The sequence below is a fragment of the Psychromarinibacter sediminicola genome (genome assembly GCF_029168335.1).
GTDB lineage: Bacteria > Pseudomonadota > Alphaproteobacteria > Rhodobacterales > Rhodobacteraceae > Psychromarinibacter > Psychromarinibacter sediminicola.
The window spans coordinates 55,517-67,717 of record NZ_JARGYC010000020.1 but is presented as its reverse complement, the minus strand read 5'-3'; the positions used below and the strand labels follow the sequence as shown (position 1 = coordinate 67,717).

The following is a 12,201-nucleotide window of genomic DNA, read 5'->3' as shown; positions in this document are numbered from 1 at the left end:
GCCCCCAGTATCTGCCCCAGGGTCAGTGAATCAGTCCCTCGGCCGAATGGGAATCCCCAATCGATTCATGTCGGTGGGCAAACGCTCTAGATCGAAATGCGTTTCTGGATTGCTATGGTGAAGTCACAGTCACCCTGCCCGACGGAATCAAGCTACACCCTGATGCTCCGATCAACGAGGAGCTGAACTCTGATGAATTCGCCACCCGCTGGCGCGACTGGCAGCGCGAAAACGGCTACCGACCCTTGGACTAACCCAGTGGTCGACGCGCCCCTCGCGGCAGGGCGCCCTGCCCCTCAGGCGGCCACGCCGGCCGACTCCACCTCGGCCACGATCCCGTCGACCACCTGCGTCAGCAGCGCGTCGTCCTCGCATTCCGCCATCACCCGGATCAGCGGCTCGGTGCCCGACTTGCGGATCAGCAGACGCCCCTGCCCCTGCAGTCGCGCCTCCGCCGCCTCGATGGCGCTTTGCACATTCGCCAGGCTGAGAGGCTCCGTCCCGGCGGCGTAGCGGACGTTCTTCAGAAGCTGCGGCACCCGCTCGAAGCTGACCGACAGCTCCGACGCGCGCATGCCGGTCTCGACCATCGCGCCCAGGAACTGCAGCCCCGCGATCAGCCCGTCGCCGGTGGTGGTGTAGTCGGTCATCACGATATGGCCCGACTGCTCGCCGCCCAGGTTCCAGCCGCCCGCGCGCATCCGCTCGACGACATAGCGGTCGCCCACCGGCGTCCGCTCCAGCGCCAGGCCGTGGCCGGAGAGATAGCGCTCCAGCCCCAGGTTCGACATGACCGTGGCGACCAGCCCGTTGCCCTTCAGCCGCTGGCTCTCGGCCCAGCGGGTGGCGAAGAGCGCCATGATCTGGTCGCCGTCGGCCAGTTCGCCGTTCTCGTCCAGGATGATCACCCGGTCCGCGTCGCCGTCCAGGCAGATGCCGACATCGGCCCCCGCCTCGCGGATCCGGCGCGAGGCCAGCGCGGTGTTCGTCGAGCCGCAGCCGTCGTTGATGTTGTAGCCGTCGGGCGACGTGCCGATGGCGATCACCTCGGCGCCCAGCTCCCACAGGACGTCCGGCGCGGCGCGGTAGGCGGCGCCGTTGGCGCAGTCGACGACCACTTTCAGCCCGGTCAGCTTGCGGCCCTGCGGAAAGGTCGTCTTGGCGAATTCCATATAGCCGCGGCGGCCGTCGTCGATGCGCCGGGCGCGGCCGATATTCTCGGGGCGGGCATAGTCGATCTCGCCCTCCATCAGCCGCTCGATCTCGGCCTCGGCCTCGTCGGACAGCTTGAAGCCGTCGGGGCCGAAGAACTTGATGCCGTTGTCGTGGGCGGGGTTGTGGCTGGCCGAAATCATGATGCCCAGATCGGCGCGCATCGAATGGGTCAGAAAGCCGATGGCCGGCGTCGGCACCGGGCCCAGCAGGTGCACGTTCATGCCGGTCGAGGTCAGCCCCGCGGTCAGCGCGTTCTCCAGCATGTAGCCCGACAGCCGCGTATCCTTGCCGATCACCACCCGGTGCGGGGTCGACCCGTCGCGGCGGAAGTAGCGCCCGGCCGCCGCGCCCAGCCTGAGCGCCAGGTCCGCGGTCATCGGATAGCTGTTGGCCTTGCCCCGCACCCCGTCGGTGCCGAAAATCTTACGTGTCATCCCACTCGTCCCCGTTCAGTGCCAGATGCAGGTCGAGCGCCTGCCGTGTCTCCTTCACGTCGTGGACGCGGAGGATCTGCGCCCCCTGCGCCGCCGCGTGCAGCGCCACCGCCAGCGAGCCGGGCATCCGGTCCTTCGCGGAATCCGCCCCGCCGATCGTGCCGATGAACCGCTTGCGCGACGCCCCCACCAGTAACGGCACGCCCAGGTTATGATAAAGCGACAGAATCCGCAGCAGCGTCAAATTGTGTTTCAGGGTCTTACCGAAGCCGATGCCCGGATCGGCAAGGATCCGCTGTTTCGGGATGCCGGCGGCCACCGCGGCGGCGATGCGCGCCTCCAGCCTGTCGAACACCTCGAAGCGCACGTCGTCGTAGCGCGGCGCGTCCTGCATCGTCGCCGGGTCGCCCTGGGCGTGCATCAGGCAGACCGGCACGGCATGCTGCGCCACGACCGCCGCGATCTCGGGGTCGTAGGTCATCGCCGAGACGTCGTTGACCATGTCCGCCCCGGCCGCCAGCGCCGCCTCGGCCACGACCGCCTTGCGGGTGTCGATGCTGATCGGCGTGGCGATCCCCGCGTCGCGGATCGCCTCGATCACCGGCACGACACGGGCGATCTCTTCGTGCTCCGCCACCGTCTCGGCCCCGGGCCGGGTGCTCTCGCCGCCGATATCGAGGAGGTCGGCGCCCTCGGCCGCCATCGCCTGCGCCGCCGCCAGCGCATCCGCGACACCCAGCCGGTCGCCGCCGTCCGAGAAGCTGTCGGGCGTGACGTTCACGATCCCCATGATCCGCGGCCGGTCCAGCGACAGCCCGCAGACCGCCGGACGCAGCGCCGAGAGATGGGCGCGCATCGCCTCGTCCAGCTCGAAGGCGCAGAGATAGTCCCAGGCGCCGTCCGCGCCGCGGATGTTCACGTCCTCGAACCAGACATGCCGGCTGCCGGCCAGCGCGGGCCGGACCGGCTTGGTGCCGACGACGGTGGTGATCGTCTCGGGCTCGCCGTCGAGCCGCCCGGTCCGGGCCAGGGCGTGGAACCGCGCCCTCATGCGCCCTCCGCCACGCGCACCGGCACGCCGGCCGCGACCGCCGCCGCGCCCACCAGCACCAGCTCGCGCGCCTCCATCGTCTCGGCGAACCAGGCCGCCAGCGCCGGCGCGTCGCGCGGGTCGGTGCGCGGGCCTTCGACGGCGTCGAGCACCAGCTTCGACGGCGCCCAGACGCAGATCTGCCCGTGCCGCATCGCCCAGTCCAGTTCCGTCCGCGTGCTGACCACGACACAGCGCCGGTCGCGCCCGGCCAGCACCCAGGCGTTCTGTTCCAGCGCCAGAAGGTCGATGCGCCGCTGCGCCAGCCGCGCCTCGGCCGCGGGCGCCGGCGCCGCGGGCAGTCCGACGCAGAAGATGAGCGGCTCGCCCGAGGCGGCGAAGCCGTCGATGGTCTCTGCCAGACCCGGCGCGGCGATGGCCGCGTTCGACAGAAACACCACGGTGGGATGCGGGATCGCCTCGCCCTCGGGCACTGCGCGGGCGCTCGGCCGCCGGGCGCGGACGATCTCGACGCCAAGCGCCCCCGGCCCCCGGTCCAGCTTCTCGATCCGCACGAAGATGCGCCGCGCCCGCGGCTCGACCAGCACCCGCTCGGCGATGCGTTCGGCCAGCGTTTCCAGGAGGTTCAGCCGCTCGGCCGCCAGTGCCGCCGCGATCGCCTCGGTCAGGTGGTCGTAGCTGAGGATGCGGTCGACATCGTCGTCCACCGGGCTGTCGGGCGTGGACACCTCGACCACGATGTTGAAACAGATGCGCTGGGTCCGGCCGCGTTCCTGCTGGAAGGCGCCGATCTCGGCCTCGACGATATGGTCGCGCAGCGAGATGCGGTCCGGCATCGCCGGGTCGGCGGTGGCGGCGGAGCGCGCCTCGGGATGGGCGAAGGCCTGGGTGATCTCGCTGGTCATGCCGCACGCTCTAGCGCGGCGGCGGACGGGATGCGAGTCGCGGAACGACCTTACAGGCGCCGCCTGCGTCCGCCGGGCCGCCGCCGCCGCGCGGCGGGCGCCTGCCTAGGCCCCCGGCATCCGGTAGAAGTGATGCACCCCGATGGTCGTCGTGCGCGGGAAGCGCCGCGCCCAGGCCGGGCTGACCGCCATGGTGTGATAGTTGGTGGCCCCGCGGGTCAGCACCCGCTCGGTCCCGTTCAGCATCAGCCAGGCGATCTTGCCCATGCGCTCGTAGGTGCGCTTGTCGTTCACCGCCTCGGCATGGCCGTCGCAGGTATAGGTGAACTGGCACTGGTACCGCTCGCCCGTGCCCTGCCGCACGACGCCACAGACGGTGCCCGGAAATTCCGGCCGGTCGACGCGGTTCAGGATCACCTCGGCCACCGCGAACTGGCCCTTCACGCTCTCGCCGCGCGCCTCGAAATACAGCGCCTCGGCCAGGCAGGCCCATTGCGCGCCGCCCTTCGGCGCCGGCAGCGTGTCGAGCCAGGCATTGGAGAATTCCACCCCGTCGGGCGTCATCTTCTCGAACTTCCCGGGCGGGATTTCCGACAGGCGTTCCAGCCGCACCGCCTTGATGCGGCCCAGCGCGGCCTTTTCGCTGCTGAGCAGATCGGTCAGGCGCGAATCGAACACGATCCCCGGATCGTTGGATTCGCTGAGCACCTCGCCCCCGGTCGCGACATGTCCGAAGCCGAGTGACGCGGCACAAATTACCACCGCGCCGAAAAGACGCTTCATCCCCATAAAACTGTCCCCCAGGCACACCCCATTCGGGCGAAATGCAATCTTGACTTATCGGATAATCACGAAACGGGGATCGAGTCGAGTCTCCTGCGCGGGGCTGCGGCTGACGCGCAGGAAAGTGCAAGCGCAAATTGATTGGCCCTTGCGATTTTGCGATTGGAAAAAATACTTCCAGGTCAGCGTCTTATAGCGTCAATCTGCGGTCCTGGGGGCGCGCAGCGCCAGATGGGCGGCGGCCAGGCGTACAACCGGCACTCGAAACGGGGAACAGGACACGTAGTCGAACCCCGCCGCGCGGCAGAAGGCAATCGATTCGGTGTTGCCCGCATGCTCGCCGCAGATCGACAGAACGATGTCCGGCATCGTGGCGCGGGCCCGCTCTGCCCCCATTTTCAGCAATTCGCCCACGCCGTCGACATCCAGCATGTGGAACGGATCCTCGGCAAAGACGCCCTGGTTGACGTAGTCCGACATGAACCGCCCCGCGTCGTCGCGCGACAGGCCATAGGTCATCTGGGTCAGGTCGTTGGTGCCGAAGGACAGGAAGGTGGCGTGCTGGGCGATCTCGTCGGCGCGCAGACAGGCGCGCGGGGTCTCGGCCATCACGCCGAGGCGATAGTCGAACTCGGCCCCGGTCTGGTTGCGCACCGCCGCCGCGACACCGTCGATGCGGGTCTTCACGAGTTCGACCTCGCGGTTGGCGGAAACCAGCGGGATCATGATCTCGGGCACGACCGGGTCGCCGCGGCGGCTGGCCTCGACCGTCGCCTCGAAGATCGCGCGGGCCTGCATCTCGTAGATCTCGGGCACGGTGATCCCCAGCCGCACGCCGCGCATCCCCAGCATCGGGTTGAATTCCGACAGCTGGTCCACCCGCCGCGTCACCTCGGCGATGGGCAGGTCCAGCGACTCCGCCAGATCGCGCATCGCGGAGCGCTCGGAGGGCAGGAACTCGTGCAGCGGCGGGTCGAACAGGCGGATGCAGACCGGCAGGCCCTGCATGATCTCGAACAGCTCGACGAAGTCGGCGCGCTGCATCGGCAGAAGCTGATCCAGCGTCGCCTGCCGGTCCTCGGGCGTGTCGGCGAAGATCATCTCGCGCATCACCGTCAGGCGGTCGTCCTCGAAGAACATGTGCTCGGTCCGGCACAGCCCGATCCCCTGCGCCCGGAAACTGCGGGCGAGCCGCGCCTCCGACGGGCTGTCGGCATTGGCGCGGATGCCGATGTCGCGCACCGCGTCGGCCCAGCTCAGAAGCTCCTGGAAGGTCTCGTCCAGCGACGGCTCCAGCATCGGGACGGCGCCGGCCAGCACCTCGCCGGTGCCGCCGTCGAGGGTGATCTCGTCGCCCTCGCGGAAGCTGCGGCCCTCGGCCGTGGTCAGCACCTTCTTGCGGTCGTCGATGGCGACGCCGCTGACCCCGACGACACAGGGCAGGCCCAGCCCCCGCGCGATCACCGCGGCGTGGCTGGTCATCCCGCCCCGCTCGGTCAGGATGCCGTGGGCGGCGTGCATGCCGCGGATATCCTCGGGCGCCGTCTCGCGCCGGACCAGGATGCAGGGCTCGTCGCGCGACTCGCTGGCCTGGGCGGCGGTGGCCGAAAAGACGATTTTGCCCCTGGCGGCGCCGGGGCTTGCCGGGATGCCGCGGGCGACCATGTCGCGCTTGGCCTCGGGGTCGATCTGCGGATGCAGGAGTTCGGTCAGCGCGCGCGGCTCGATGCGCAGCACGGCCTCTTCGCGCGGGATCACCCCGTCCTCGGCCAGCGACACCGCGATGCGCACCGCCGCCCGGCCCGACCGCGGCGCGCGCAGCGCGTCCAGCACCCGCAGCTCGCCCGCCTCGATGGTGAATTCCAGCTGCATCTCCTCGCGCAGCTTCTCGCGGCAGGTCTCGCCGTGGCGCACCAGCTCGGCGAACACCTCCGGACAGCGGTCCTCCAGCGATTCGCCGCGGGGGTCGCGGGTGAGATACAGCGCGCCCTTGCGCTTTTTCAGCGCATCGCGGCTCTGGCTCTGGCTGCGGTAGCGGCCGGTGATCTGGCGCCGGCCGGTCGCCGAATCGACGAACTGCATCACGCCCGCGCCGGATTCCGCCGGCCCCAGGCCCAGCGCCATGCGCTGCACCACGAGGCCCAGCCCGGCATCCGCCGGCGCGCCCTTGGCCTGGCGCAGAAGCCGCGCCGTCGTTCCCTCCCAGGCGCGGGCCATCGAGCGCAGCACCTCGGCTAGCTGCGCCGCCGGATCCTGCGGGAACGCCTCGTCGGTCTCCTCAGCATAGATGTCCATGACATGGCGCAGCGCCGTGGCGTCCGGCGCCTCGGGCACGTCGAACATGTCCGGGTCGAGCCGCGCCACATGGACGGCATAGGCCTGGATGAAGCGCAGGTAGAGCTTCGTCGCCGCCCGCGCGCCCAGCGTCTCGGACAGCGCGGCGTGGCGGTCGTCGTTCATCCCGATGTTCAGGATCGCCCCCGGCCCGCCCCAGTCGGGATCCTCGCTGGACGGGCGGACCGAGACCAGGGGCGCGGCGCCGAATTCGTTCAGGATCGAGCGCGTGTCGGGCAGCGCGCCGGCGGCGATGCGATGCACCGTCTCGAAGGACAGCGCCACCGTCGTCGGCACCGGCAGCCCCAGCCGGATCAGCCGCTGCAGGCATTTCGCCCGGCCGCCATGCGTCTCCACCGCGATCGGCGCGGAAGAGGTGATGTGGACGAAGGGCTTCAGGGTGACGATTTTCTGCAACGCAGCAACTCCGCTGTGTCGCGGCAGCATAGCGTTCGGCGCGTGCAGAACAAGTTTAAACCGAGTCTTTGCAAAAGGCGCGCCTGCGGCGCAAGGTTTCTGGCACTTCGTGCGCGTTGGGGGCTTTGCCCCCAAACCCCCGTGCGTATTTTGAACGAGAAGAAGCAGGGCCAGAAGAAGCAGGGGGTGTGGCGCCCCTAGCCTTCCAGACGGGTCAGATCCGCGACGCCGAGGCAGGTCGTGCGGATGCGGTTGAGGAGGTTCAGCCGGTTGCGGCGGACGATCTGGTTGTCGGTGTTGATCTGCACCGCCTCGAAGAAGGCGTCGATCGGGGCGCGCAGGTCGGCCATGGCGGACATCGCGGCCTCGAAATCCTCGGCCTGCATCGCCGGGGCGATCCGGGCGTCGGCCGCGTCGAGCGCGGCGAACAGCGCGTGTTCGGTCGGGTCCTCGGCGAATTTCGCGTCCGCGCCGAAGCTGTATTCGACGCCGTCCTTCTCCTCGGCCTGGGTGACAATGTTGTTGGCGCGGCGGAAGCCCAGCACCAGGTTCTCGCCGTCGTCGGTGGCCAGGAACGCGCCCAGGGCGCGGGCGCGCTTGACCAGCAGGGTCAGGTCGTCGTTCGCCGCCATCGACAGGCAGGCGTCGATCACGTCGTGGCGCAGCCCCTCGCCCCGCAGGTGGACCTTCAGCCGGTCGTGGAAGAAGGACAGGAGATCCTCGGCCACCGCGTCGGGGGCGGGCGCGGCGGTCTGCTCTTCGCGCACATGCTCGGCATGCAGCGCCGCGACCTGTTCGGCGAGCACGAGGTCGGAGCGGTCGGCGGCCTCGGGTGTCTCCGGCCTAGCGTGGGTGGCCAGGGCGTGGGCCACGAGGTCCTTCAGGTGCAGCCGCAGGTCCTTTTCCAGCGCGATGCGGATCACGCCCAGCGCGGCGCGGCGCAGCGCGTAAGGGTCCTTGGAGCCGGTGGGCTTTTCGTCGATCGCCCAGAAGCCCGTCAGCGTGTCGAGCTTGTCCGACAGCGCGACGGCCACCGCGACGGGGCCCTCCGGCACCGCGTCCGAAGGGCCGAGCGGGGCGTAGTGCTGTTCGCAGGCTTCGGGCACGCCGTCGTCGTGGCTTGCACTTTTCGCATAATATCGGCCCATGATCCCCTGAAGTTCCGGGAATTCATAGACCATTTCCGACACCAGGTCCGCCTTGCAGATGCGCGCGGCCTCGTCGGCGAGGTCCGGGGCGGCGCCGACCTGCGGCGCGATCTCGCGCGAGAGCGCAGCGATGCGGGCGGTCTTGTCGGCGACGGTGCCGAGTTTCGCATGGAAGGTGACGGCCGAGAGCGCCTCGGCCATGCCCTTCATGCCCTTGTGGGCGACGGTGCGCAGGTCGTTCTCCCAGAAGAACTTGGCGTCCGACAGCCGTGCCGACAGCACCTTGCGGTTGCCGGCCAGGATCGTGGCGCCCTGGTCGGCGGTCTCGATGTTGGCGACGGTGACGAATTTCTCGATGCGGCCCGTCTTGGGGTTGCGGACCGAGAAGAACTTCTGGTGCTCCTTCATCGAGGTCTGCAGCACCTCGGGCGGCAGGTCGAGGAACTCGGCCCCGATCTCGCCCGTCAGCACCACCGGCCATTCGACGAGCCCCGCGACCTCGGCCAGAAGGCCCTTGTCCTCGACCACCTCGAGGCCTTGCGCGAAGGCGGCGTTGTGGGCGTCGGTCCAGATATGGTCGGCGCGTTCCTCGGGCCGCAGGATCACCCGGGCGCGCTTCAGCTTTGCCTCGTAATCCTCGAAGGAGGCGACGGAAAACGGCTCCGGCGACAGGAAGCGGTGGCCGCGGGTGCTGTCGCCCGCCTTGATCCCGTCGACCTCCAGCGGCACGACCGTGGCGCCGGCCTCGTCGCTCAGCAGGCAGAGGATCGAGTGCAGCGGCCGGACCCAGCGCAACGCCCCCGCGCCCCAGCGCATCGACTTGGGCCAGGGGAAATTGCGGATCGTCGCCTCAAGCACCTCGGACACGATCTCGGCCGCCGGCCGGCCGGGGCGTTCGAGGACGGCGAACCAGACCTGGCCCTTCTTGTCGTCGCGCTGCTCCAGCCGGTCCTGCGTCAGGCCGGTGGATCGCAGAAAGCCCTCCAGCGCCTTGTCGGGCGCGTCGACGCGGGGCCCCTTGCGCTCCTCGCGCGTGGTGGGGCTTTCGGCGAGCAGCCCCTCGACGGTCAGGGTCAGCCGGCGCGGCGTCGCGAAGGCGCCGGCATGGGCATAGGTCAGCCCGGCCTCCACCAGCCCGTCCGTCACGAGACGCTTGAGGTCGTCGGCAGCGCGGGTCTGCATCCGCGCCGGGATCTCTTCCGAGAAGAGCTCGATCAGAAGGTCGGGCATGTCAGTCCTGATAGGTCTCGTTCAGCTGGTGCCAGGCATAGGCGCGCCCGTCATCGAAGACGGCGACGACGCGGTCAACCCCGTCGTGAATGTCGCGCTCGCCCAGAAAGGCGATGGCCTCGCCGCGTTCCAGCGCCAGGCCGACGGTCTCGGCGTCGAAGCAGTCGAACCAGTTGGGGGCGTTCAGCGGCTCGGCGGCGTCGTAGATCACGAACTGCTCGGTCAGCGCGGCGAGCGAGCGGGGCGTTTCGAAACAGGCGCGGAACCGCAGGGGCGAGGAGTCGGAATCGATGGCCGCCATGGCGTCGGTGCGGATCGGCTCGGGCTCCTGCAGGGCGACGGAGGTGAGGCGGATGTCGACGTCCTCGGGCGCCAGCGTCATGTAATAGGCGTAGACCTGCAGGTAGTAGATCGACACGCCCGCGATCAGTGCGAACCCCACGATAAGCCCCCCGATGAGTTTTCCGGTCATTCAGTGCCAGTCCCAGTTGACGGTCGGATTGCGCCGGCCGCGTGTCGCGGCGCGCAGGGCCGCGGTGCGCGCCGCCAGATGGGGCAGCCCGCGTTCGTGCGTTTCCACATAGACCTCGCCGATCCGGGCCGCCACCGGGGCCGCCAGCAAAGCCTCCATCAGCGGCACCTCGCCGCCCTCGATGTCGATCTTGATCAGCGCGATGTCCCGGTCGAGCCCGGCGAGGAAGGCGGGGAAGTCGCGCAGCTCGATCTCCAGCGCGTCCTCGGTCCGGACATTGCGCTTCTCGGCGTAAAGCGAGGACGACTTCGTCGCCCGGTCCGGCTCGCGCGCGAAGGAGGTCTTGCGGTAGAGCCGCGCGGTGCCCGCCTCGATGCCCGCCGCGGCCGGGACGACGGTGACGTTGTCGAACCCCGCCACCGCGCGGCGCAGCAGGGTCAGCGCGTGGGGGTCCGGCTCGAAGGCGAAGACCTGCGCGCCGGTCTCGGCCATCGGGCGCGTGAACTCGCCGACATTGGCGCCCAGATCGACGGCCACGTCGTCCGGTCCCAGCCGCGCCAGCGCCGCCGCGAAGCCGCGCTTGGCCGCCGCCCGCGCCCGGGCGCGGCGGCCGGTCAGCTTGGACCACAGATGCGCCGCCTCCAGGCGCAGGCGGGACGGGGTCTGCTCCATGGCTCAGCCGTCCGCCTTGCGCGCGTCGGTCATCACGAAGTAATGCACCGCCTCGGAAAACAGGAACCGCCCGCCCTGCCCGTCGCTCTGCGGCGCGCCCGCGAAGGTGTCGCGCCAGGCGCCATCGAAGGCCAGCCGCACCCTGAGATCCAGCCCGGCGCAGCGGTCGATGAAGCCCACCGGGACGGGCACGAAGATCACCATCCAGTCGGCATGGCCGTTGGTGTCCAGGAAGACCTTGACGAAGGGGCTGTGCCCGGTCTCGCGGTTGAACAGCACCAGATGGGCGGGCACCTCGGCCAGGAGGTTGCCGGCGCCCTCGCCGAAGAAGGCCGCGCCGGCCTCGACGCAGGCGGCGGCGAAGACGGCGGTGTCGGCGCCCTGCAGGTTCGCCTGCGCCGGAAAGCCCACGCCGTATTGCGGGGCCGAGCGCGACTGGACCTCCAGGAAGTGGTCAGGCACCGGCCCCTCCGGCCGCCGTCTGCACGAAAGCATCGGCGCATTGCCGGGCCAGCGCGCGGACCCGGCCGATATAGGCCTGCCGCTCGGTGACCGAGATCACGCCGCGGGCATCCAGAAGGTTGAAGAGATGGCTGGCCTTGATGCAGAAATCGTAGGCCGGGTGGACCATGATGATGCGCTTGCCGGTCTTGGGGTCCTCGGCCGGCTCGGCCAGCAGGCGGGCGCATTCGGCCTCCGCCTCCTCGAACTGCTTCAGCAGGATGTCGGTATTCGCCACGTCGAAGTTGAAGCGCGAATACTCCTCCTCGGTCTGGCGGAACACGTCGCCATAGGACAGCGCGATGGGCGCAACCTCTCCGTCTGCGCCCCTCCGGGGCGACGGATCGTTGAACGGCATCTCCATCACGTGGTCGATGCCGAGGACGTACATGGCGAGACGCTCCAGCCCGTAGGTCAGCTCGCCCGAGACCGGGTGGCAGTCGTGCCCGCCGACCTGCTGGAAATAGGTGAACTGGCTCACCTCCATCCCGTCGCACCAGACCTCCCAGCCCAGGCCCCAGGCGCCCAGCGTCGGGCTTTCCCAGTCGTCCTCGACGAAGCGGATGTCGTGGACGCCCATGTCGATGCCGATGGCTTCCAGCGAGCCGAGGTACAATGCCTGCAGGTCCGGCGGCGACGGCTTGATGATCACCTGGAATTGATAATAGTGCTGCAGCCGGTTCGGGTTCTCGCCATAGCGCCCGTCGGTCGGCCGCCGCGAGGGCTGCACATAGGCCGCCGCCCAGGGCCGGGTGCCCAGCGAGCGCAGCGTCGTCGCCGGGTGGAAGGTGCCCGCGCCGACCTCCATGTCATAGGGTTGCAGCACGGCACAGCCCGCGCCCGCCCAGTAGGTCTGCAGCCGCAGAATGATCTCCTGAAAGCTCCTGGGCTTGTCCCCCATGTCGCCGACCCGTCCCTTCAACATGCCGTGAAATGCGCGTTCTCAATAGGCAACAGCCCCGGCAGGGTCAATCAACTCCGCCCCCCGCATATTGACTGCCGGACCGATCCAGCCTTCAAAGGTTGGAATCGAAATCCG

At 69.5% G+C, this 12,201-nt stretch carries 10 protein-coding genes; all 10 read right to left on the bottom strand.

Annotated elements, in window-relative coordinates:
* Window positions 1-296: 296 nt before the first annotated feature.
* Complete coding sequence (gene glmM / locus P1J78_RS09730) at window positions 297-1,649, bottom strand: phosphoglucosamine mutase (protein WP_275567152.1); 1,353 nt, start codon at window positions 1,647-1,649, stop codon at window positions 297-299.
* Window positions 1,639-2,700: a dihydropteroate synthase gene (gene folP / locus P1J78_RS09725; RefSeq protein ID WP_275567151.1), complete on the bottom strand. Its 1,062-nt coding sequence runs from the start codon at window positions 2,698-2,700 to the stop codon at window positions 1,639-1,641. The genes glmM and folP overlap by 11 nt, the downstream gene beginning before the upstream one ends.
* On the bottom strand, window positions 2,697-3,605 hold the full coding sequence (locus tag P1J78_RS09720; RefSeq protein WP_275567150.1) for a dihydroneopterin aldolase: 909 nt from the start codon (window positions 3,603-3,605) through the stop codon (window positions 2,697-2,699). The genes folP and P1J78_RS09720 overlap by 4 nt, the downstream gene beginning before the upstream one ends.
* A gap of 105 nt (window positions 3,606-3,710) precedes the next feature.
* On the bottom strand, window positions 3,711-4,388 hold the full coding sequence (locus P1J78_RS09715) for a cell wall hydrolase (RefSeq protein WP_275567149.1): 678 nt from the start codon (window positions 4,386-4,388) through the stop codon (window positions 3,711-3,713).
* A 198-nt stretch (window positions 4,389-4,586) separates the two neighbouring features.
* Complete coding sequence (gene ppdK, locus P1J78_RS09710; protein ID WP_374213227.1) at window positions 4,587-7,139, bottom strand: pyruvate, phosphate dikinase; 2,553 nt, start codon at window positions 7,137-7,139, stop codon at window positions 4,587-4,589.
* Window positions 7,140-7,336: 197 nt separating this feature from the next.
* Window positions 7,337-9,517 (bottom strand): glycine--tRNA ligase subunit beta, encoded by a 2,181-nt coding sequence (gene glyS, locus P1J78_RS09705; protein WP_275567147.1) that lies wholly within the window; start codon window positions 9,515-9,517, stop codon window positions 7,337-7,339.
* Window position 9,518: 1 nt separating this feature from the next.
* Window positions 9,519-9,989 carry a DUF6446 family protein gene (locus P1J78_RS09700; RefSeq protein ID WP_275567146.1) on the bottom strand — a complete coding sequence of 157 codons (471 nt, stop codon included), beginning with the start codon at window positions 9,987-9,989 and terminating at the stop codon, window positions 9,519-9,521.
* Window positions 9,990-10,661 carry an FkbM family methyltransferase gene (locus tag P1J78_RS09695; protein ID WP_275567145.1) on the bottom strand — a complete coding sequence of 224 codons (672 nt, stop codon included), beginning with the start codon at window positions 10,659-10,661 and terminating at the stop codon, window positions 9,990-9,992. It lies immediately after the preceding gene.
* Window positions 10,662-10,664: 3 nt separating this feature from the next.
* The gene (locus P1J78_RS09690; RefSeq protein ID WP_275567144.1) at window positions 10,665-11,123 is read right to left on the bottom strand and encodes a hypothetical protein; all 459 of its coding nucleotides are present in this window, start codon (window positions 11,121-11,123) and stop codon (window positions 10,665-10,667) included.
* Complete coding sequence (locus tag P1J78_RS09685) at window positions 11,116-12,087, bottom strand: glycine--tRNA ligase subunit alpha (RefSeq protein ID WP_275567143.1); 972 nt, start codon at window positions 12,085-12,087, stop codon at window positions 11,116-11,118. Before P1J78_RS09685 ends, P1J78_RS09690 begins: the two co-directional genes overlap by 8 nt.
* Between the last annotated feature and the right edge of the window lie 114 nt (window positions 12,088-12,201).